The sequence below is a fragment of the Campylobacter aviculae genome (genome assembly GCF_005406215.1).
Classification (GTDB): Bacteria; Campylobacterota; Campylobacteria; order Campylobacterales; family Campylobacteraceae; genus Campylobacter_D; species Campylobacter_D aviculae.
This window is the reverse complement of record NZ_NXMA01000010.1, coordinates 61,944-83,246: the sequence shown is the minus strand read 5'-3', so window position 1 is coordinate 83,246 and position 21,303 is coordinate 61,944. Positions and strand designations below refer to the sequence as shown.

The following is a 21,303-nucleotide window of genomic DNA, read 5'->3' as shown; positions in this document are numbered from 1 at the left end:
TACAACTTTGCAAAGCTCTTGCTATGTATAATTCTACATTATAAGTTGGTAGGATAATTGAGATTTGAGGCATTAAAATCCTTTAAGAGGTTTTTTGGATGATAAAATTTATTTTTTATACAAAAAATCATCTATATAAAATTATCACTAAATAACAAGATTAATTCTTGGCGTATTTTCTCTAGTTTTTTGTTAAAATTATAAAAAATTTTATCTAAATTTTAAGGTTTTCATGAAAATTTTCATCCATCTTCCCACTTGGCTAGGCGATGCTGTGATGGCTTCAGCAGCTTTATATGGCATAAAAGAATATTTTAAAGACGCTGAGTTTATCCTTTATGGATCTTTTGCTTCCACCCAGCTTTTTAAAAATTTTTCTCATTCTAAAATCATCATAGAAGATAGAAAAAAACGCTACAAACAAGCCTTAAAATTACGCAAAGAATTTAAAATAGACTTTGCCATCTCTTTTAGATCGGCCTTATCTTCTAAAATTATTTTAAATATATTAAAAGCAAAAAAAAGATATTTTTTCAACAAGCGTAAATTTAAAGAAGAACATCAAGTTTTGAAATACCTTTATTTTATAGAAAATTCTTTTAATTTCAAAATTCATTCTAAAGAACTGCAACTCCCAATTAAAGCAAAATTTTCACACCCATTGATACTTAAAAATGGTAAAAAAATTCTAGGAATCAATCCAGGAGCCACCTTTGGAAGTGCCAAGCGTTGGGATGCTAAGTATTTTGCCGAGGTAGCAAAAGAATTTTCAAAAAGCCATGAAATTTTAATTTTTGGTGCAGGCAATGGCGAACAAATTCTTTGCGATGAAATCGAAAGGCTTTTAAAAAAATCACACATTAAAGCTAAAAATCTTTGCAATAAAACAAGTATCCAAACCCTATGTCAAAATATAGCCCTTTGCGATCTTTTCATAACAAACGATAGCGGTCCTATGCACATAGCAGCTGCTTATAAAATCAAAACCATAGCTATCTTTGGTCCTACCAAATTTACCCAAACCTCGCCTTGGCAAAATCCTAACGCAAAATTAGTGCATTTAAATCTAGAATGTATGCCTTGTATGCAAAAAACTTGTCCTTTAAAACATCATAAATGCATGAAAGATTTAAAACCTGATTTGGTTATAGAAAGGGCTAAAAATTTATTTTGATTTTTTTTGTATAATTACCTTTTCTGTTTTAAGGATTGGTAATGCTTTTTAGTTCTTATGTATTTATTTTTGCTTTTTTACCTGTTACCTTAATAGGGTTTTATATTTTAAAAGCTTATAAATTTTATACTAGCGCAAAAGTATTTTTAGCTTTAGCAAGTTTATTTTTTTATGGCTATTTTAAAGTAGAATACATTTTCATTCTAGCCTTTTCAACTATTACGAATTATTTTCTTGCAAGTTGGATTTTAAGAAAAGATCATGGAGAGGGATATAAGCTACTTTGCCTTGGTATAACATTTAATCTTATTTTATTAGGCGTTTTTAAATATACGGATTTTTTCTTAGAAAATTTCAATCTTTTTTCAAAACTCATTAATTTAGATTTTAATATCCCGCTACCTCACATTTTATTACCTTTAGGAATTTCATTTTTTACTTTTCAAAAAATTGCCTTTTTGGTGGATTGTTACAAAAAGGTAAATATCGACGAGCTATCAAAAAAGAAAAAAATTGATTTTATCGATTTTTGCTTATTTGTCAGTTTTTTTCCGCAACTTATAGCAGGTCCAATTGTTCATCATAAAGAAATGATGCCTCAATTTCATTCTCTTTTAAATAAAAACAATTCTTTGGTTAATTGGGAACTTATGGCTAAAGGCTTGTTTATCTTTTCTATTGGATTTTTTAAAAAAATCTTTATAGCAGATAATTTTGCTGTATGGGCAAATGCTGGTTTTAAGGTGGTTCAAGATGGAAGTTTTTTAAATATCTTTGAAGCTTGGGTTACTAGCCTTTCTTATACTTTTCAGCTTTATTTCGATTTTAGTGGGTATTGTGATATGGCTATAGGTTTGGCCTTATTTTTTGGTATCACTCTTCCTTCAAATTTTAATTCTCCTTATAAAGCTTTAAATATTGCTGATTTTTGGAGAAGATGGCATATAACTTTGGGGCGATTTTTAAAAGATTATCTTTATATACCATTAGGTGGAAATCGTGCTGGAAAAATTATTAACTTAAGAAATCTTTTTATTGTGGCTTTTGTAAGTGGAGTATGGCACGGATCGGGTTGGGGATTTGTGATCTGGGGAATTTTGCATGCACTTGCTATGGTAAGTCATAGAATTTACAGCTTTTATATAGATGGTAAAAAATTTCTAAACTCTAAGATTTATAAATTCTTAGCTTGGTTTATTACTTTTAATTTTATTAATATAACTTGGATTTTCTTTAGAAGTGAAAATTTAACAGGAGCTATAAATCTTTTAAAATCAATGTTTGGAATTGTTTGGGTAGAACTTCCTCATAAATTTTATAAAGCACCTGATGTTTTAAAAACTATAGGTGGTAATGATAAAACTATCGGCTTTTTTATCGTTGCTTTTATTTTATGTCTTGTATTTAAAAATAGTATTGATAAAACACAAAATTTAAAAATCAACTACAAAAGTGCTATTTTTACAGCATTTTTAATCTTTGTAGCTTTAACGACATTGATTTATGCACCTTACGTTGAATTTATATATTTTAATTTTTAGGATAAAAAATGAGTCATAAAAAATGGATTTTCATTGTTCTAGCTTTTAATTTTATTTCTTCTTTTGCCCTTTTTGCTTTGCTTTATATTTATGATCCATTGATGCTTTATCACAAACCCTATTTTAGAGAAAAAACTTACCTAAACAATATCAGACTTTCAGCTAAAGGCATTATAGATAATGAAAATTTTAATTCAGTTATCATAGGCACCTCTATGACAGAAAATACCTCAGCACAAGAAGCTGATAAAAAGTTAGGTCGTAAATGGGTTAATTTATCTATGTGGGGAAGCTATCTTAATGAAAGAGCAATTATTTTAAATTATTTGTTTTTAAGCAAAGATATCAAACAAGTTATTTATACTCTTGATGCTTTTACCTTAAATGATCCAAACTTAAAAATACCCAACCACCCGCCCATAAATTCTTTTGATTTTTTATACGATGATAATATCTATAATGATTTTAAAGTTTATCTAAATAAAAAATTCATTTTATGTGCATTGGAATTTTCTACAAAGGAATATTGTGTCGGAAATGCAAATTTAGAAAAACTACTTAATTGGGAAAAAGAATATAAAAAATTCTTTGGTGGTTTTGATAATTGGATGAAATACAAAAACGAAGATGATAAACAAAAATTAAAAAATATGATACTCAATGCACAAAAATTTTCACCACAACTTGATATAGATATAGAAAAAAATAAACAATACATAAAAACTTATCTTTTAAGTTTTATCAAAGCACATCCTAAAACGCAATTTGATTTAATTATCCCTACACACTCAAAATTACTCTACAGAATTTTATATCTTGATCCAGAGTATTACAACAAAGACAGCATTTTATTTTCAAAATATCAAGCAGTATTAAAATGGCTCATTTTGGAAACACAAAAATACCCTAACGTTAAAATTTTTGGTTTTGATGATCTTGATTATGCGGATAATATAGCAAACTACAAAGATCCATCGCACTATAATTCCATTATGAATTCTATGCAACTTGATGCCATAAAAACACAAACTCACATTTTAACACCACAAAATATGGATAGTTATTTTAAAACCATGGAAGAAAAAATTAAAAACTATGATTTAAATCCTTTCATACAATACATAAAAAATAATCAATAGCCTTTAAAAGGCTATTTTAATTTCATTTTTTTCTTTATATAAAACGCGAATGCTATTCTAAAAATACTTGAATAAAATCTAAAAATTTCTCTTATGATTTTTTTATGAATTGGAATTTTATATGTTAAGATATTGCGATCATCAATAGAACTTCCAAAATCAAAAGATTGTTTCAATAATAAAGGCTTTTTAATTATATTTAAAACTCTGTGTTTATAAAATTGATCCAAATAATCATCTACTGGACATATAAATTTTTTACAATTTATTAATTTCCTTACAGTACTAGGTTTTAGAAAATATCCTTGAGTTCCATTTAATCTTGCAAAACTAATACAATATCCATCATTTAAATCATATAATTTTTTATCGAAGGTATAACAAAATCTTATATATTCATAACGACTTTGTATTAAATCGTCTAAATACCCCCCCCCTATTTAAAAACTCATCACTAAATTCCACATCATCTTCTAAGATGATAATAGGCTCATTTAACCTAATGCATTCTTGCCATAATTTATAATGACTAGCAAAACAGGCTTTTTCTCCATTGCTTAATTCTCTTCCAAATACCCAAGAAGCCCACCAAGGAAAATGTTCTTTAAATTCTAAATGATCATTATTTTTTGCATCCACAGCTTTAAAAAACACAAACTCTAGTTTTTCTTTTAAATTAGGATTATATTCAAAAAGCTTAGCAATTTGTTTTTGCATATGTTCTTTTCTATCCTTAGAACGTTCTAGATTGATTATAAACGCTTTCATTAAAATTCCTTATCTATAATTTGACAAAGTGTATGGATGATTAAAATGTGCATTTCTTGAATTCTTGCTGTATCATTACTTGGCACAACAAGGTTATAATCGCAAATTTCATTCATCTTTCCACCCTTTTTTCCACTCAGTCCTATACAAAGCATTTTAAGCTCTTTTGCTTTTTTAAAAGCCTCTAAAACATTAGGGCTATTTCCACTTGTTGATATTCCCACTAAGATATCTTTTTCACTTGCCAAAGCCTCAAGCTGTCTTGAAAATACAAACTCAAATCCATAATCATTTCCTATAGCACTAAGTGCCGAAGTATCGGTAGTCAAAGCTATACCCGCTAAAGCTTTGCGTTCTTTTTTATAGCGACCGCTAAGCTCAGCAGCAAAATGCTGAGAATCTGCAGCACTTCCACCATTTCCACAAATGAGAATTTTGCCATTTTCTTTTAAGCATTTGCATATAAGCTCGCCTACTTTTGCAATTTGTCCTTTAAGAACTTCACTCGCTTTTAATACTTCTTGATGTTCTTGCCATTCTTTTTCTACTAAGCTAATCATTTTGTTTCCTAATTTTTTCTATAATTTTACTCGTACTAAAACCCTCTTCAAATTCGATCAATTCAACCCTTGAAACAAGATTTGCACCCACAACTTCCTTCCCTTCATAATCAGCACCCTTAACCAAAATATCAGGCTTTAAATCTGCGATTAATTTTAAAGGTGTATCTTCATTAAAAATCACAACAAAATCCACAAAATAAAAAGCTGCCAACATACAAGCTCTTTGAAACTCTGAATTTATAGGTCTTTCATTTCCCTTTAGGCGACGCACACTCTCATCAGAATTTAGCCCTACTATGAGTATATCACCTAATTTTTTAGCTTTTTGAAGATATTTTATATGCCCAAAATGCACTATATCAAAACAGCCGTTAGTAAAAACGATTTTTTTATTTTTATCATTTAAAATTTTCATAAGCTCATTTTTACTAACAATTTTTTTCTCCAAATCACTTCTTTTAAAGCTTTTTATCTCATCAAAACTCACACTCACACTGCCCACTTTACTCACAACAACCGCTGCTGCTTCATTAGCAATTTCACAAGCCTTAAAAATATCCACTTTATTTGCCAAGCAAAAAGCTAAAACCGCGATCACACTATCTCCAGCTCCGGTAACATCATACACTTCTAAAGCCTTAGCAGGTACAATGTGTAATTTTTGATCATACACAGCAATACCTGCTTCTGAAAGAGTAATCATAGAATATTTTAAACTAAAATCATCTTTTAATTTTTTAATGCCTCTTTCTAAATTTTCTCCATCTAAATTTTCAAATTTTAAAGCCTCTAAAGCTTCTTTTTTGTTAGGAGTAAGTAAAGTTGCGCCACTATATTTGCTAAAATCACTTCCTTTTGGATCGATTAAAATAGGAATGTTTAATTCATTAGCTTTTTGTATAAATGTCTTACACACCTTAGAAGTTAAAACCCCTTTAGCATAATCACTCAAAACCACTGCTTGAAAATCTTTAACATATTTGCAAAATAAAGCGATGAGTTCATCTTCTAATGTTATATCATTTACATCTTCTTCATCAAGCCTTAATACTTGCTGATTATGTGCCATAATACGATTTTTAAATGGAATTTTACGTCCCTTTTGGATCAAAAACTCACCCTTTAAATTTTCTTTTAAAAACTCACTATTTTTATCATCACCTATAACACCCAATGCAAAAACATCTGCTCCCAAACTCTTTAAATTTGCATAAACATTTGCAGCTCCACCAAGCCTTTGATCTTGCTTTGAAGTTTTTGCCACCAAAACAGGGGCTTCAGGGCTAATGCGAGAACAATCACACCAAGTATAATTATCTACCATAAAATCTCCGATAATGAGAATTTTTGGCCTTTGCTGACTTAAAAATTCAAGCATTCACTTCCTTTTCAAAAAGACGCTTGATCTCATCTAAATAATCTTTTATCCCATCTTCAAGACTAAATTTCGGTTGATAATTCCAATCTTTAGAAAGATCAGCTTGAGTATGGAATTGATAAGCTTTAATATAAGGGTTTGGAATATACTCGCAAGGCAAGTTAGTCCCTAGCTCCTTTTGCAAAATATCGACTATATCTTGAAAAGTCCTTGCTATTCCACTACCTACATTATAAACTCCACATTTAGAATCAAGTGCGATTAAATTTGCACTGATAGCATCCTTAATATACACAAAATCTCTATAAATTTGATCACTCTTTTCAAATAAACGAGGATTTTTACCTGCTAAAATTTGATGGCCAAATTGCACCACCATAGAGGCGGTTTTGTGTTTATAAAATTCACCTTTTCCATATACATTAAAATATCTAAGTCCAACAAGATGGGCTTTATCATAGTATTTTTTTGCGATTTTATCCATCATAAGTTTTGAAAATGCATAAGGATTTTTAGGATCTTCAACCCCAACCTTTTGAGGACTTGGTTGGTTGCCATAAACTGAAGCAGAACTTGCATAAATCAATTTTGCATTAAGATCAATACTTAATTCTATAAAATCTTTAAAAGTATTTAAATTGGTTGTTAAAACTTGATTTTGATTATAAACTGTAGTATCTGAAATAGCTGCTTTATGAAAAATCACATCGGGCTTAAAGTTTTTAATCTTTTGTAAAGTTTTTTCATCTTTAATATCCCCAACATAAAGCTCACCCTCAAAATCGAGTAAATTTTTAAAATGTCCAAAACACTCTAAATTTCCATTATCTAAAACTTCATTGCTTGACATTTTATCGATGATTAAAATTTCATGATCTTTTTGCAATTCTAAAGCAAGTCCAGATCCTATAAAACCTGCTCCACCTGTAATGGCTATTTTCATTTATTTTTTCCTTTCTCAAAAAAGCTTAAAACTTCTTTTAAATTTGCAAATTGCTTAAAAAAATTTCCTTCTTTTTTTTCCTGATCGATTAAAATCAAAGTATTGATATTTGCATTAAAACCCGCTTGCATATCGCTTAAATTATCCCCTATAAATACAGAATTTTCCATATCTATATCAAATTCTTTTTTAGCCTTTAAAAGCATACCAGGTTTAGGCTTTCTACAATCACAATCTTGTAAATGCGGACAATGATAAATTTTAGAAAAATGAATTCTTTCCTTTTCAAATTCTTTCAAGAGAAAATCACAAAGCTTAGAAAAATCCTCCTCGCTATAATACCCTCTTGCGATACCTGATTGATTTGTGATGATAAAAAGCAAATAATCCTTTTTTAAAAAATAACGGCACAAATCAAAAATGCCTTCGCAAAATTCAAAGTCCTCGATTTTATAAACATACTTTTTATCGATATTTATAACACCATCTCTATCTAAAAATAATGCCTTTTTCATAAAAAGCATTATAATATATTTTATGAAAATACAAGCTTTTTTAAACAAAATTTTTATTAAAAAATATAGTTAGCCAAACGAAATATATTTATTTTAATCTTAGTTAAGGAAATTATAAAATATTAAGATATATAATAGTCTTGACATTAAATTAATTCAAGGAGAAAGTCAATGAAAAAAATGTTAGTAATTTCTGCTTTAGCATGTCTTGGTGTTTCAGCTTTTGCTGCTGATGGTGCGACTATATTTAAAAAATGTGCAGTATGCCACGGCGCAAAAGCAGATAAAGTTTATTTAAATAAAGTTCCAGCTCTTAAAACTTTAAGCTTTGAAGAAAGAGCACAAGCACTTAAAGAATATAAAGCAGGTACAAGAAACAAATTCGGCCAAGGTGCTATTATGAAAATTCAATTAAATAGCTTAAGCGAAGCTGATTTAGAAGCTGTTGATAAATATATTGAAACTTTAAAATAATTTCAAAGCTTTCATTTTTTATAATGAAAGCTCAATCTTTCTTATCTTTTAAGGCCTTTTTTTTACGATTTTCAAGCTCTATAGCATCACGCAAAGATTCTTCATCATCATTTAAAGTAATAAATTTATAATCATCATCAAATTGTTTGGTTTTTATCCCCCAAAGTAAGATAGCTAAAATCACACAAAAACCAAGAATTGAAACAGCTATCATCATCATAATCACACTATTCATTTTTTATCCTTAAAGCATTTAAAACCACCATTATACTACTAAAAGACATAGAAATCGCTGCAATTAAAGGATTGATAAGTCCTAAAAAAGCTAAAGGTATAGTACAGGCATTGTAAAGTAAAGAAAGAGTTAAATTTTGCTTGATGATTTTATAAGTATTTTTTGAAATTTGTATAGCATTTTTTAAAGAATTTAAATCATTTTTTAAAAGTAAAATATCACTATTTTCGATCGCCAAATCACTTCCTTCACGCAAACTTACAGAAACAGCAGCGTATTTTAATGCCAAAGCATCATTAACCCCATCACCCACAAACAAAACTTTTTTATTTTGACTTAATTGCTCTATAGTTTGCATTTTTTCTTCAGGCAAACAAGCAGCTTTAAAATCTGAAATTTCAAGCTCATTAGCGATTTTTTCAACTGCTTTGTGATTATCGCCACTTAAAATCATCACTTGAGTTTTTATAGATTTAAGATAAGTGATCAAGTCTTTAGCTCCTTCTCTTAAAACACTTGAAAATTCAAAATAAGCTAAAACCTCATCATTTTTAGCAAAAATAAAATGAGAATTATTAAATTCTTTATCAAAAACTATGTTATTTTCTTGTAAAAATTTCAAATTTCCACCTAAAAAAACTTTATCGCTTATTACAGCCCTAATGCCTTTTGCTTGTATATTGCTCACTTCTTTAAAATTCAAATTTAAACGTTTAGCGTTTTTATTTTGACTTAAAAATTGTGCGACACTTTTTGAAATGGGATGATTTGAAAGCGAAACAAAGGTATAAATTTCATCAATATTTAATTTTTCATGTAAGAAAAAATCTTTCACCTCTAAATTAGGCTTAGTTAAAACTCCTGTTTTATCAAACACAACCATATTACATTTTGAAAGATCTTCAACCACACTTGAACTCTTAAATAAAATTGCTTTTTTTAGTGCTCTACCAAGTGCTACAAGATTGCTAACTGGAGTAGCCAAAGCTAGGGCACAAGGACAAGCTATGATTAAAACTGAAATGGCATTGATCAAAGAAATTTCAATTCCAGCCTTATAATAAAAAAACCACACTAAAAAGCATATCAAAGCAAAACTTAAAACCACGCGAGAAAAATAAGAAGAAATTTGAGAAACCAAACTTTCAAGTTTTGCTTTTTTCATACTTGCAAATTCCAAAAGCTTTATGATTTGACTTAATTTAGAATCATTATAAATTTTACTCGCCTCATATTCAATACTTCCATCTAAAACAATACAAGCAGAATTGATCACATCTCCTTGCTTAATCAAACAAGGCTCGTTTTCTCCACTTAAGGATGAAGTATCTATGCTTGCTTCACCTTTTTTACAAATTCCATCGATTAAAATTTTATCTCCACTTTTGAGTAAAATTCTATCTCCTACGCACACTTTTTGCACTTCTTTAGGTGAAAAATCTTTTCCATTAAAAACTATAACCTCATTTTGCAAAAAATCATTCAATCCGTCTATAGTGTCTAGGGCACGTTTTTTACTAAACATTTCAAGATATTTTCCTATAAATACAAAGCAAATAATCATTGCAACCGAGTCAAAATAAACCTCAGAAGATCTTGTAAACATAGCCCATAAAGAATAACTATACGCCAAAGTAGCGCCGCTAATGACTAAAGTATCCATATTAAGGCTTTTGAGTTTTAAAGATTTCAAAGCACTTTTATAAAAATTAGATCCGGTATAAAAAAGAACAGGAGAGCAAAGAATGAATTCAAAAAAATTCAAAATATCCTTTATATCTCTATCCATACCACTAAAGAAACCAGCATATTTTGCTACAGCAATCCACATGATATTCATCACACAAGCAATACCCACTACAAGCTTAGAATAAAATTCCCTTTTCATTAAATCAGCTTTTTTCGAGCTTTTAGCAGGATTATACGCACTTGCTTTATAACCTATACTTTCGATTAAATTTAAAATTTGAGTCAAAGAAATACTTTCTTTATCGAAAACTATCCTTGCTTTATGGCTTAAATGATTGATATCTAGTTCTAAAATTCCTTGCTGTTTGATTAAAATCTTTTCATTAAGCCACACACAAGCTGCACACTCAATACCATGAATCATAAGATAAATTTCACTAAAACCTTCCTTAGTTTGAGTGATAAATTCATCATAATTTTTATTTGAAAATTCTAAATTTACAGGCTTTAAAGACCGATCTCCTAATCTTTCATAAAATTCATCCAAACCCGTTTCATGTAAGATTTTCCAAACACTCTCGCATCCTTTACAACAAAAAAATTTATCTTTATAAAGAATCATTTGGGATTTTTGGTAGCTTAATCTACAATGTTCACATTTCATAATCAATCTTTAAAAAATATTTTTTTATAATTATAAACAAATATATGCAAATTATTTGACAAAAAGTGTATTTTTTTATTAAAATCACAATTTTAATTTACTACTGCAAATGACTGCATAATTTCTTGCGAGGGCTTATGGAAAAAGAAAAAAAACAACATCAAAGAACCCATATTCCAGTTGAGGGTTATAAAATAGAAGACTTAAAATTACTTGATTTAGAAAATTTAGTCAAAATCGCAAACGAATGCGAAATAGAAAATCCACGCGAATTTCGTCGCCAAGAACTTATTTTTGAGATTTTAAAAGCACAGACTAAAAAGGGTGGTTTTATACTTTTTACAGGGATCTTAGAAATTTCAAGTGAAGGTTATGGCTTTTTAAGAGGTATGGATTCTAACTTAAGCGATAGTGTTAATGATGCTTATGTTTCAAACTCACAAATTCGTAAATTTGCACTGCGTGTGGGCGATATCGTCACAGGACAAGTTAGAGAACCTAAAGATCAAGAAAAATATTACGCACTTTTAAAAATCGAAGCGATCAATTACATGCCTTTACAAGAAGCTAAAGAAAGGCCATTATTTGACAATCTAACTCCGATTTTTCCTACTGAAAAAATCAAACTCGAATACGATCCTATGAAATTAACAGGACGCGTTTTAGATCTTTTTACCCCTATAGGAAAAGGGCAACGTGGGCTTATTGTAGCGCCACCTAGAACAGGTAAAACAGAACTCATGAAAGAATTAGCAGCTGCAATTGCTAGAAATCACCCAGAAATGCATTTGATCGTTCTTTTGGTTGATGAAAGACCTGAAGAAGTAACCGATATGCAACGTTGCGTTAAGGGTGAAGTTTTTAGTTCTACTTTTGATTTACCTGCTTATAATCACGTTCGCGTTGCAGAACTTGTTATAGAAAAAGCAAAAAGAATGGTTGAAACAGGCAAGGATGTTATCATTTTACTTGATAGTATCACAAGACTTGCTAGAGCTTACAATACAGCAACTCCTAGCAGTGGAAAAGTTTTAAGTGGTGGTGTGGATGCAAACGCACTCCATAAACCAAAACGCTTTTTTGGTGCTGCTAGAAATATAGAAAATGGTGGATCTTTAACCATCATAGCTACAGCATTAATCGACACCGGTTCTAGAATGGATGATGTGATTTTTGAAGAATTCAAAGGAACGGGAAATAGTGAAATCGTACTTGATAGAAATATTTCTGATAGAAGAATTTATCCTGCAATCAATATCATCAAATCAGGAACAAGAAAAGAAGAACTTTTACAAGGTGTTGCAGAACTTCAAAAAATTTGGGCAATACGATCGGCTATTTCTCAAATGGATGATGTTGAAGCACTTAAATTTTTATATTCTAAAATGCTAAAAACTAAAGACAATGTCGAACTTCTATCTATAATGAATGAGTAAAAATGCTTCAAGCACTAGCCGTTAAATATAGACCAAAAACCTTTGATGAGCTTATAGGGCAAAAAACTGTTAGCACAAGTTTAAAATACGCACTCAACAACAACCGCCTAGCCCATGCTTATCTTTTTTCAGGTTTAAGAGGTAGTGGAAAAACCTCTAGTGCTAGAATTTTTTCTCGAGCTTTGGTTTGCGATCAAGGGCCTAGCGATACTCCTTGTGGAACTTGTAAGCAGTGTATCGCGGCTTTAGAGGGAAAACACATCGATATCATAGAAATGGATGCGGCAAGCAATCGTGGTCTTGAAGATATACAAGCTTTGATCGAACAAACTAAATACGCTCCTTCTATGGCTCGTTTTAAAATTTTCATTATCGATGAAGTGCATATGCTTACCCCTCAAGCTGCAAACGCACTTTTAAAAACCCTAGAAGAACCGCCAAGCTATGTAAAATTTATACTTGCAACCACCGATCCTTTAAAACTTCCCGCTACGGTTTTATCAAGGACTCAACATTTTCGCTTTAAGCAAATTCCACAAAGTGAAATTCAAAATCATCTTAAAGAAATTCTCATCAAAGAAAATGTTCGTTTTGAAGAAGAAGCTTTAAAATTTCTTGCAAGAAGTGGCAATGGATCTTTAAGAGATACACTGACTTTGCTTGATCAAGCTATTATTTTTTGTCAAAACGATATTAGCGTACTTAAAATCACTGATATGTTAGGCTTTTTGGATCCAAATAAAATCAAAGAATTTTACCATGCTATTTTGACTAAAAACAAAGAAAAAGTTTTTGATTTCTTAGATGAACTCAAAGAATATGAAGCCTCTAGCGTTATAGATGAGATGCTATTTTATCTTAAAGAAAGTTTTTTTGCTAGAAGCACTGAATTTTCAACTCTAATTTATGAAAGATTTTTCCGTATTTTAGCTCGTGCTAAAAATATGATTTGTGATGATGATGGCTTTACGCTTTGTGTGATGGCTTTTATGATGATGGAAGCAAGCTATCTTAAAGAAATTGATACACAAATCAATGAAATTGAACAAAGAAAAGCTGAAAATATCACTCCAAAAATCACACCAATTTTAGAACAAAAAATTGAGGAAAAACCAAAAGCAAAAAATGCCTATGAATTGCTTTTAGAGGCTATATATGATAGGGATTATGAACTTGGGGAATGCTTTGAAAAAAGCACACAATTTATCAGTTATGAAAATGAGATTTTAACGATAAGTTCTAATGCAACAAGAGAAAATCGTACCCAACTTAATAAAGGCTTTAAACTCATACAAGAGCTTTTAAAAGATAAATTAGGACAAAATGCAAAAATTGCTGTCCAAAAAGAAATGGCCATTGATGAAAGCAAACTCCAATCCATCACTCAAGATCCTAGTACTCTTTCAAATTCCAAACTCGATCTTAATTCATCTTTTAATGAACTCAAACAAGGTGCTAAAAAATTTAATCCCGAAGAGGACGTTAAAGAGGCTTTGAAAGATTGTTTTGGAGAACCTCAAATTCAAGAATAATCAAATATTTTTTAACCGCAAAGAATTAAGCACAACTGTTATAGAACTAAAACACATAGCCAAAGCTGCATAGTGCGGACTTAAAGTTATGAAAGGCACAAAACCCGCTGCGATGGGAATACAAAGCACATTATAAATGAAAGCCCAAAAAAGATTTAACTTTATAATCTTTTTCGTTTTTTTAGAAAGGAAAAAACAATATAAAATATTTGCTAAATTTTCCTTAATCAAAATAAAATCTCCCGTTTTCCTAGCCAACTCATTGGCCTTTGAAAAACTCATACTCACACTTGCTAAAGATAATCCCGCTGCATCATTAAGCCCATCTCCTACAAATAAAGCTTTCTTTGAATTTTGAATGATTTGAAGTTTTTCTTCCGGCTTTAATTGAGAGTAAAAATCGCTGATATCCAATTCTTTGGCTATCTTTTCAACGCTTTCTTGATTATCTCCACTTAAAATTACACTCTTAATCCCTTGTTTTTTCAATCCTATTATAAGTTCTTTTGCACCCTCTTTTAAAGAGCTATCAAGCAAAACTCCTCCCAAACAACGAAAATTCTTCGCAAAATACACCTTGATACTGCCTAAATTTTTAAATTGATTAAAAAATTGATCGCATTCTTTAGTATCAATACCGTTACTATCTAAAAAATATCTACTCCCTATAAAATATATATCATCATCTTCTTTGTAGATAATACCCTCACCTGAAATAATATTAACTTCACCTTTTAATTCAAGATTGATATTTTTACTCAAACTTTTTGCAATAGGATGAGAACTTAAAGTTTCAATTTCACATAATTTTTTAAAACCATCTCCGTTTAAATTATGCTTAATAACATCTAATTCTTCTTTGGTAAGTGTCCCTGTTTTATCAAAATAAACAAGTTTGATTTCGCTAAGTCTTTCTAAGGCGGCAGGATTTTTAAGCAAAATAAAATTTCTAGCTGCATTTGAACTTGCTATAGCCAATGCAATAGGCGTTGCAAGTCCTAAAGCACAAGGACAAGAAATTAATAGCACAGCACAAGCACGCAAAAAAGCTGTATTTAAATTTGCCTTAAAAAACCAAAATAAAAACACAAATAAAGCTAAAACAATAATACTTGCTACAAAATATTTAGAAATTTTATCTGTTAAGGTTGCTAATGGAGTTTTAATATTTCCTGCATAAAAAACTAAATTTTTTATTTGCTCCAAAGTGCTATCCATTGCTTTTTTAGTAGCCTTTATTTTCAAAACCCCGTTTAAAACCACGCCACCAGCTTGAACCTCATCATTTTCTTTTTTTAAAACAGGAAAAAATTCTCCATTTAAAAAACTCATATTAACTTCGGCACTTCCACTTAATACTACCCCATCAACAACTATACTTTCACCCTCTTTGACTAAAATAATATCCCCAGCCTTAACAAAAGCACTAGAAATTTCTTTAACTTCACCATTTTCAAGCAAAATTCTTGCCTTTTTTGTATCAATTTTTTCAAGTGTTTTTTGATAGTTTTCAGCCTTTAACTTGATCTTATTTTCAAGATATTTTCCCAAAAGCACAAAAGAAACAATCATCATAGCGCCACTAAAATACAAATATCCTTCATTAAAAACTTTAAAATATTCTAAGCAAGAGTATATAAAAGCACTTAAAGTTCCTAAAACTATAAGGGTATTCATATCTAAGTTTTTATTTTTAAATCCTAAAAAAGCATGGAAGAAAAAATCTCTTCCACAATAAAAAATCCCAAAAAAGCTTAAAAACATTTGCATATTTTGTGAAAAAAAACTTTGATCAAACATTTCAAAATACATCACAACAATGCTTAAAACTATACTTAAAAGTAAATTTTTTCTAAGCTCGATGTGTTTTTTTATCTTATACTCTTCCAAGCTTTGTTCATCTTCTAAAATTTCAAAACCTAGTTTTTTTATTTTTTCTAAAATTTCTTTGCGTTTTTCATCATTTTGGATTAAAAAAATTCCACTCGAATTCACATAAGAAACGCTAGCTTCTTCAACACCTTCTATTTTTTTGCAAGCACGCTCGATGGCATTGGAACAATTAACACAGGTCATCTTTCCTATTTTTACACGGAATTCTTGCATTTTTATATACGCTCTACGATTTCAAATCCTAAATCTTGAATTTCATTTTTAAAATTTTCCAATTGCTCTTCTTGTAAATTCACATTTAGAATTTTATTTTCTAAATCTATATCTATGGGACCATACTCATCTTGTAATGAATTTTTTATCAAATTGACACAATTTATACAATTGACATTTTTTACTTTAAATTTCATTGATTTTCCTTTTTAACCATGCTTGGTTGTATTGTAATATGTCCTATATTAAAATGCTCTAAAAGCTCCTTTGAGAGTTCTTTGTAAAGAATTTCAAATTCTACCAAATTTTCAATATTGATTTCAATATGCAAAGTCGCTACAAACATCTCATTTGTAATTTCAACTACATGCAAATCAGTGATCTTGCAAACTTGTCTATGTTTTAAAATAAGCTCTTCAACACTTTTTATATCCACAGGAGAAGTTTCTAATAAAATATTGATACTTTTTCTTAATAGCTTAATAGCCCATCTTAAAAGCAGTAATGAAAGTATTAAAGCTAAAATGGTATCAATATAATAAATATTGGTAAAATATATCACAATCCCACCTACAATTACAACCAAAGAGCCAAACAAATCACTCATCATATGCAAAAAAGCAGATTTCATATTGACATTATCTAAATTCGCTCCTCTAAACATCAAAAAGGCGTTAAAGGCATTGACTAAAAAACCCAAAATTGCAACAACGATCATAGTCTTAACATCTATAACTATAGGATTAAATAATTTTTCTATGGCTTCATAAATGATAAAAATTGCAGATAAAACAATAGTCAATGCATTAACAAAAGCAACTAAAATCTCCAATCTAAAATAACCAAAAGTTTTTTGCTTGTCTTTAAATTTTTCAATCGCAATAATAGCAAAAAAACTAAGTCCCAAAGCAAAAACATCAGAAAACATATGTAAAGTATCGCTTAATAATGCTAAAGAATTAGAAAGTATAGAATACACAAATTGCACAAGCATCATTAAAAAAGTCATAATAAGAGATATTCTTAAAATTTTTTTATCTATAGAACGTGCATCATGATGAGAATGATGTTCATGAGAATGATGTTCATGATGGCATTTTTTTACAAGAGGTTGGTGTGATAGATATTTTTGCATTTTTATCCTTTTTATTATTATTATTGTATAATAAAAGAATAAAAATCAATATAGCTATTTTAAAAATTTAATCTTTCTTTGCATGCCTTGTCATCATAAAACTTTGCTCAAAAAATATAAGCAAAGTAACGCTCACTCCTATAGCTAAAGCCAAAGTTACAGAAACGGTAGTAAAGAAATAATCAAAAAATTGCACCAAAAATTCAGATTTAGCCTGAAGATCATCACTGCGTATAAATGAAATAAGATATAAAATCGCCTTGTAAGCGTAAATTCCAGGTATCATAGGTATTAGTGCAGGAAAGGCAATAATCTCTGCAGGAGTTTTCATAACCTTAGCTAAAACAATACCTAAACATCCTATACAAAAAGAAGCCATAAAAGTCGCTATAGCTAAAGTTTGAAAATGAAAATACTCCATTAAAGTGAAACGAAACCCATGTGCTATAGCAGCCAAACATGCAGAAGCTATAAGTGTTTTTAAAGGGGGATTGCAAGCATAAGCAAATCCAAAACCAGCTAAAGCTGCAAAAAACATATCTTTTAAAACAAATTCTATCATTGTAAAATTCCAAAATCTGATAAACTAAGCGTCATATAAATTCCAAGTGCGATACAAGATATCAAAATTCCAACACTAACAATACGACTAATTCCCATTAAAATATGATCTTTAAGTATATCTATCACTGAATTGATAAAAAAGACTCCAGGGATAAGATATAAAATGCTAGAACCTAAAGCCACATCAGATGTATTTGTGTAGCCCATATCTAAACCCAAAAAAACAAAACCTGAAGAAATAAAAGAACAAATGATATATTGAATTCTTAAATCTATTTTAATATTTGTAAAAATAAATCTTAAAATTAACCCCAAAAAAGTACCAAAAAATACCAAAATTCCAGAACCAAAATCACCACCAAAAAGCCTACAAAAAGCTGAATTTGCAATAGAGACTAAAAGAAGATTGATTATAAAGGAACGCTTTTCTTGATGAGTAACTCGATCAAATATTGTTTTTGCCTTTTCAAGATCGTATTTGTGATCATATATAGCCCAACTTAAAGCACTTAAATCTAAAATGATTTTAAAATTAATAGACGCATAATCATTAGGAATTACATAAGTTCTATGTATAGAATTATCCTTTTTATCGACAATATTTAAAGTAATATGATGAAAAAAGAAATTAATATTAATTTCATAACCATAAACTTCAGCTATTCTTCCTACACACTTAGAAACTCTAGATGTATAAGTTCCAGCTGCTAGTAAAGTCTTGGTATAAACAATAAGAAAATTTGTCAAACTTTGAATATCTGGTTTTTGCATATTATACGATCTTTAATTTTTTGGATTATTATAGCAAAATTTTAAAATAAAAAATAAAACATTAAAAATAGTTTTAATAAAGATTTTAATAAAAGATAAAACAAGAGTGATTTTATCTATAAAAACCTTAATTTCTCACATATAAATAATCTTAAAAATCGTAGTTAAAAATAAAAATAGCATTCGTTTTTTAATCTAAATTCTATAATTACCTCATTTATTATGATTAAGATTTTATGCTCTAAAACAATACTTTTTAAAATAGGTATAAACTTTTTAAAATTCTAAAATATAACCAAAGATTTAAATTTCATATAAATTATAGCCATTATAATCACAAAAATAATAATAAAAATTATAATTTGAGTTAAATAAATTTGAATGAGTTCTTGATTTTGTCCTAAAAAATAACCTAAAAAAACCAATATGCTTACCCAAATAGCACTGCCAAGTGCTGTAAAAAGAATAAAATTAAAAAGCTTCATTTTAACAAGACCCGCTGGCATTGAAATATATTGACGAATTCCTGGTAAAAGTCGGCAAGTAAAAGTAGAAAATTCACCATGTTTATTGAAAAAATTTTCAAATTTTACAAATTTTTTTTCTGTAATACCAAAATACTTTCCCCACCTTAAAACAAAGCGTCTGCCCATAAAAAAACAAATATAATAATTGATCAAAGCACCCAAAACAGAGCCTAAAATTCCACTTAATATACAAAGAGTGATATCAAGCTCTCCCTTATGGGCTAAATATCCAGCAGGTATCATCACTGCTTCACTAGGAAAAGGTATAAAACAACTCTCTAAAGTCATTAAAATTATAATACCAATATAACCCCAAGCACTTACATTTTCGATAATAAAAGAAATAAAATCTTGCATATTGATTTTGTAAAAAAAGAAATTTAGAAGATTAAAAGCGGTTTAAAACCGCTTTTATTATTTACCAGCAACTGAAACTTGATTTGGATTATCCGCTGCACGAGCAACCATACACTCTTTTAAAACAGCAGCATCGTTAGCGTCTTTAACTTTTTTATTTACCCAGCGTTCAATTTGCTTCATTGTTTTTGATTCTGGTTCTGGAGCTTCATATTTTGCCATTAAACTCGCACAATCAGCCAAGGCAATGATAGGCAATAAACTTAAAAAAAGTATTCTTTTCATATCACTCACTCCTTAAAATTTCACATTATACATCAACATAATATTATCAGCTCTTTCTTTTTCTTTTTTAGCTCCACCAAATGGAATTCCACGATTACCCCATTTGTTTTGGATATTGGTATAGCTTAATCTTAAGAATTGATATCTATCAAGCTGATAAATCACATAGAAATCATTGGCTATACCTCTAGTCATTCTTATATTAAGTGGATCATTGATACTTGGGCGAGACATAGTATACCAGTATCTGCTTCCCCAGAAGAACTCATAACCCACTTTTAAAGCTTTGGTAAAATCATAACGTCCACCTACATGCACCGCATAGCCATCTTCTTCGTTAAATTTACCATCACCATATCCTTGGCTAGCAAGAGCTGCACTTATTAATGGGTTTATTTCATTATTGCTTCCATTAGAATAACCTAAAGACGCAAACCAATTGAAATTCGTTCCAAAGGTATTATAATTTTCAAAATGGATGTTTGCTAAAGTCAAGGCTCCTAAATTAATAACTTCATCATCATCCAACACATTTGTTCCAGGAATTGGCAATGAAAAATCTGTCATATGAGCCACATTGAAAATAATCAAGTTATTTCCCATACTACCCAAAGGAAGTTCTCCTTCTACTGCTGCATAGTAAAGATTTGCATCTGCATCTTGTTGATCACTCATCCAGTCTCTTACTTTTCCTTCTTCATCCCATTGATAAGCTTTACCATAAGCTGCACGGATAGCTACTTTATGATCTTGTAAGCTTTCAGGTTTATAAGTGATAACCGCAGCATCGCCTAAAGTATTGATCGCTAAAGCTGGATAGGTTGATTGTCTTAAAGCATTGTTTCTAAGATTTGTTCCAGGACCATCTGTTCCAGGTTGTCTTCCTATAGTCGCAATCCACTCAGGAGTGATATAATAATCAAGATAAGCTCTATCTACATAAAGAACAGGGCCACTTGTTCTTGTGTTTCTTCCTGCATCTAACTCAAGTGGATCTCCACTCCATCCCATTTGAGACCAGTTTTTAGCCATAGACAAACGACCATAGAATTTAGTCTTATCATTGATATCTGCATTCATATTTAAATGAAGTTCCATCATCCACTTGTTATTTGCATGATAACTTGTAGTAGGAAGTTTATAGTTTGTGTTTGAAACAGCATTTGAGAATTCAAGCCCAAATTTAACCTTGCTTAAAGCAGCTTGAAATTCATTGTCATCTGCTCTATCGTTAAGATCAGCAAGTTCGGCGCTAACTTCTTTGTTACGCTTGGCTTGAGCTTCTCTTTCTTTTCTGATTTCTTTTAATTCTGCTTGAATTTTTGCAAGCTGTTTTTGAAGCTTAGTAATTTCATCATCTGTCGTTTGTGCAAAAAGTGATGATGAAAGGATACAGGCACTTAAAATAAGTGAAAACTTAGTTTTCATAATAATAACTCCTTTTAATATTTCATTGTAAATCGTAATTTTAAAAAAAGAAAGCTTTAATTTAGATTACATTAACTAT

At 29.8% G+C, this 21,303-nt stretch carries 21 protein-coding genes and 1 pseudogene; 6 read left to right on the top strand and 16 right to left on the bottom strand.

Annotated features, from left to right (window positions below):
* A partial coding sequence (locus CQA76_RS06525; protein ID WP_170999721.1) for a glycosyltransferase occupies positions 1–73 on the bottom strand: 73 nt, incomplete at its 3' end.
* A 159-nt stretch (positions 74–232) separates the two neighbouring features.
* Here CQA76_RS06525 and waaF point away from each other — a divergent pair.
* From waaF to CQA76_RS06510, 3 genes are read left to right on the top strand one after another with little or no spacing between them, the layout of a single operon-like run.
* On the top strand, positions 233–1,174 hold the full coding sequence (waaF, locus tag CQA76_RS06520) for a lipopolysaccharide heptosyltransferase II (RefSeq protein ID WP_137622618.1): 942 nt from the start codon (positions 233–235) through the stop codon (positions 1,172–1,174).
* 41 nt (positions 1,175–1,215) lie between these two features.
* Positions 1,216–2,715, top strand: a complete 1,500-nt coding sequence (locus CQA76_RS06515; protein WP_137622617.1) for an MBOAT family O-acyltransferase — start codon at positions 1,216–1,218, stop codon at positions 2,713–2,715.
* Between the two features lie 8 nt (positions 2,716–2,723).
* Entirely contained in the window at positions 2,724–3,854 is a 1,131-nt protein-coding gene (locus CQA76_RS06510) for a hypothetical protein (protein ID WP_170999719.1), read from the top strand.
* 11 nt (positions 3,855–3,865) lie between these two features.
* On the opposite strand, the pseudogene CQA76_RS06505 reads toward CQA76_RS06510, so the two are convergent.
* From CQA76_RS06505 to CQA76_RS06485, 5 genes and pseudogenes are all read right to left on the bottom strand, one after another.
* A pseudogene (locus CQA76_RS06505) lies at positions 3,866–4,622 on the bottom strand (glycosyltransferase family 25 protein).
* Positions 4,622–5,182, bottom strand: a complete 561-nt coding sequence (gene gmhA, locus CQA76_RS06500; protein WP_137622616.1) for a D-sedoheptulose 7-phosphate isomerase — start codon at positions 5,180–5,182, stop codon at positions 4,622–4,624. Before gmhA ends, CQA76_RS06505 begins: the two are co-directional and overlap by 1 nt.
* Positions 5,175–6,563, bottom strand: a complete 1,389-nt coding sequence (gene rfaE1 / locus CQA76_RS06495) for a D-glycero-beta-D-manno-heptose-7-phosphate kinase (protein ID WP_137622615.1) — start codon at positions 6,561–6,563, stop codon at positions 5,175–5,177. The genes gmhA and rfaE1 overlap by 8 nt, the downstream gene beginning before the upstream one ends.
* Positions 6,556–7,506: an ADP-glyceromanno-heptose 6-epimerase gene (rfaD, locus tag CQA76_RS06490; RefSeq protein WP_137622614.1), complete on the bottom strand. Its 951-nt coding sequence runs from the start codon at positions 7,504–7,506 to the stop codon at positions 6,556–6,558. Before rfaD ends, rfaE1 begins: the two co-directional genes overlap by 8 nt.
* On the bottom strand, positions 7,503–8,030 hold the full coding sequence (locus CQA76_RS06485) for a D-glycero-alpha-D-manno-heptose-1,7-bisphosphate 7-phosphatase (RefSeq protein WP_269747341.1): 528 nt from the start codon (positions 8,028–8,030) through the stop codon (positions 7,503–7,505). The genes rfaD and CQA76_RS06485 overlap by 4 nt, the downstream gene beginning before the upstream one ends.
* A 162-nt stretch (positions 8,031–8,192) precedes the next feature.
* On the opposite strand from CQA76_RS06485, the gene CQA76_RS06480 reads away from it, so the two are divergent.
* Complete coding sequence (locus CQA76_RS06480; RefSeq protein WP_137622612.1) at positions 8,193–8,495, top strand: c-type cytochrome; 303 nt, start codon at positions 8,193–8,195, stop codon at positions 8,493–8,495.
* A gap of 31 nt (positions 8,496–8,526) precedes the next feature.
* On the opposite strand, the gene CQA76_RS06475 is transcribed toward CQA76_RS06480, so the two are convergent.
* On the bottom strand, positions 8,527–8,730 hold the full coding sequence (locus CQA76_RS06475) for a cbb3-type cytochrome oxidase assembly protein (protein ID WP_137622611.1): 204 nt from the start codon (positions 8,728–8,730) through the stop codon (positions 8,527–8,529).
* Positions 8,723–11,089 (bottom strand): heavy metal translocating P-type ATPase, encoded by a 2,367-nt coding sequence (locus CQA76_RS06470; protein ID WP_137622610.1) that lies wholly within the window; start codon positions 11,087–11,089, stop codon positions 8,723–8,725. The genes CQA76_RS06475 and CQA76_RS06470 overlap by 8 nt, the downstream gene beginning before the upstream one ends.
* A 131-nt stretch (positions 11,090–11,220) precedes the next feature.
* Here CQA76_RS06470 and rho point away from each other — a divergent pair, with 131 nt between their 5' ends.
* Positions 11,221–12,519 (top strand): transcription termination factor Rho, encoded by a 1,299-nt coding sequence (gene rho / locus CQA76_RS06465; protein ID WP_137622609.1) that lies wholly within the window; start codon positions 11,221–11,223, stop codon positions 12,517–12,519.
* Positions 12,520–12,521: 2 nt separating this feature from the next.
* On the top strand, positions 12,522–14,051 hold the full coding sequence (locus tag CQA76_RS06460) for a DNA polymerase III subunit gamma/tau (RefSeq protein WP_137622608.1): 1,530 nt from the start codon (positions 12,522–12,524) through the stop codon (positions 14,049–14,051).
* Here the strand turns inward: CQA76_RS06460 and CQA76_RS06455 are convergent, their stop codons facing one another.
* The 8 genes from CQA76_RS06455 to omp50 form a co-directional block, all read right to left on the bottom strand.
* Positions 14,052–16,157, bottom strand: a complete 2,106-nt coding sequence (locus CQA76_RS06455; RefSeq protein ID WP_137622607.1) for a heavy metal translocating P-type ATPase — start codon at positions 16,155–16,157, stop codon at positions 14,052–14,054.
* Between the two features lie 2 nt (positions 16,158–16,159).
* Positions 16,160–16,354 (bottom strand): heavy-metal-associated domain-containing protein, encoded by a 195-nt coding sequence (locus CQA76_RS06450; RefSeq protein WP_137622606.1) that lies wholly within the window; start codon positions 16,352–16,354, stop codon positions 16,160–16,162.
* Positions 16,351–17,292: a cation diffusion facilitator family transporter gene (locus CQA76_RS06445; RefSeq protein ID WP_137622605.1), complete on the bottom strand. Its 942-nt coding sequence runs from the start codon at positions 17,290–17,292 to the stop codon at positions 16,351–16,353. Before CQA76_RS06445 ends, CQA76_RS06450 begins: the two co-directional genes overlap by 4 nt.
* Before the next feature lie 67 nt (positions 17,293–17,359).
* Positions 17,360–17,854 carry a threonine/serine exporter family protein gene (locus tag CQA76_RS06440; protein ID WP_137622604.1) on the bottom strand — a complete coding sequence of 165 codons (495 nt, stop codon included), beginning with the start codon at positions 17,852–17,854 and terminating at the stop codon, positions 17,360–17,362.
* Positions 17,851–18,627, bottom strand: a complete 777-nt coding sequence (locus CQA76_RS06435; RefSeq protein ID WP_137622603.1) for a threonine/serine exporter family protein — start codon at positions 18,625–18,627, stop codon at positions 17,851–17,853. The genes CQA76_RS06440 and CQA76_RS06435 overlap by 4 nt, the downstream gene beginning before the upstream one ends.
* 284 nt (positions 18,628–18,911) lie before the next feature.
* The gene (locus CQA76_RS06430; protein ID WP_137622602.1) at positions 18,912–19,511 is read right to left on the bottom strand and encodes a DedA family protein; all 600 of its coding nucleotides are present in this window, start codon (positions 19,509–19,511) and stop codon (positions 18,912–18,914) included.
* Between the two features lie 57 nt (positions 19,512–19,568).
* The gene (locus tag CQA76_RS06425) at positions 19,569–19,796 is read right to left on the bottom strand and encodes a hypothetical protein (protein ID WP_137622601.1); all 228 of its coding nucleotides are present in this window, start codon (positions 19,794–19,796) and stop codon (positions 19,569–19,571) included.
* Between the two features lie 12 nt (positions 19,797–19,808).
* Positions 19,809–21,224: an outer membrane tyrosine kinase gene (gene omp50 / locus CQA76_RS06420; RefSeq protein WP_137622600.1), complete on the bottom strand. Its 1,416-nt coding sequence runs from the start codon at positions 21,222–21,224 to the stop codon at positions 19,809–19,811.
* Between the last annotated feature and the right edge of the window lie 79 nt (positions 21,225–21,303).

What these genes read in the sequence shown, in the direction of transcription:
- waaF (WP_137622618.1), top strand. Translation starts at nt 233, where the DNA reads ATGAAAATTTTCATCCATCTTCCCACTTGGCTAGGCGATGCTGTGATG.
- CQA76_RS06425 (WP_137622601.1), bottom strand. Translation starts at nt 19,796, where the DNA reads ATGAAAAGAATACTTTTTTTAAGTTTATTGCCTATCATTGCCTTGGCT.
- CQA76_RS06475 (WP_137622611.1), bottom strand. Translation starts at nt 8,730, where the DNA reads ATGAATAGTGTGATTATGATGATGATAGCTGTTTCAATTCTTGGTTTT.
- CQA76_RS06480 (WP_137622612.1), top strand. Translation starts at nt 8,193, where the DNA reads ATGAAAAAAATGTTAGTAATTTCTGCTTTAGCATGTCTTGGTGTTTCA.
- rho (WP_137622609.1), top strand. Translation starts at nt 11,221, where the DNA reads ATGGAAAAAGAAAAAAAACAACATCAAAGAACCCATATTCCAGTTGAG.
- CQA76_RS06450 (WP_137622606.1), bottom strand. Translation starts at nt 16,354, where the DNA reads ATGAAATTTAAAGTAAAAAATGTCAATTGTATAAATTGTGTCAATTTG.
- CQA76_RS06440 (WP_137622604.1), bottom strand. Translation starts at nt 17,854, where the DNA reads ATGATAGAATTTGTTTTAAAAGATATGTTTTTTGCAGCTTTAGCTGGT.
- CQA76_RS06435 (WP_137622603.1), bottom strand. Translation starts at nt 18,627, where the DNA reads ATGCAAAAACCAGATATTCAAAGTTTGACAAATTTTCTTATTGTTTAT.
- gmhA (WP_137622616.1), bottom strand. Translation starts at nt 5,182, where the DNA reads ATGATTAGCTTAGTAGAAAAAGAATGGCAAGAACATCAAGAAGTATTA.
- CQA76_RS06485 (WP_269747341.1), bottom strand. Translation starts at nt 8,030, where the DNA reads ATGCTTTTTATGAAAAAGGCATTATTTTTAGATAGAGATGGTGTTATA.
- rfaD (WP_137622614.1), bottom strand. Translation starts at nt 7,506, where the DNA reads ATGAAAATAGCCATTACAGGTGGAGCAGGTTTTATAGGATCTGGACTT.
- CQA76_RS06430 (WP_137622602.1), bottom strand. Translation starts at nt 19,511, where the DNA reads ATGCAAGATTTTATTTCTTTTATTATCGAAAATGTAAGTGCTTGGGGT.
- CQA76_RS06510 (WP_170999719.1), top strand. Translation starts at nt 2,724, where the DNA reads ATGAGTCATAAAAAATGGATTTTCATTGTTCTAGCTTTTAATTTTATT.
- omp50 (WP_137622600.1), bottom strand. Translation starts at nt 21,224, where the DNA reads ATGAAAACTAAGTTTTCACTTATTTTAAGTGCCTGTATCCTTTCATCA.
- CQA76_RS06460 (WP_137622608.1), top strand. Translation starts at nt 12,522, where the DNA reads ATGCTTCAAGCACTAGCCGTTAAATATAGACCAAAAACCTTTGATGAG.
- CQA76_RS06515 (WP_137622617.1), top strand. Translation starts at nt 1,216, where the DNA reads ATGCTTTTTAGTTCTTATGTATTTATTTTTGCTTTTTTACCTGTTACC.
- CQA76_RS06445 (WP_137622605.1), bottom strand. Translation starts at nt 17,292, where the DNA reads ATGCAAAAATATCTATCACACCAACCTCTTGTAAAAAAATGCCATCAT.
- rfaE1 (WP_137622615.1), bottom strand. Translation starts at nt 6,563, where the DNA reads ATGCTTGAATTTTTAAGTCAGCAAAGGCCAAAAATTCTCATTATCGGA.
- CQA76_RS06455 (WP_137622607.1), bottom strand. Translation starts at nt 16,157, where the DNA reads ATGCAAGAATTCCGTGTAAAAATAGGAAAGATGACCTGTGTTAATTGT.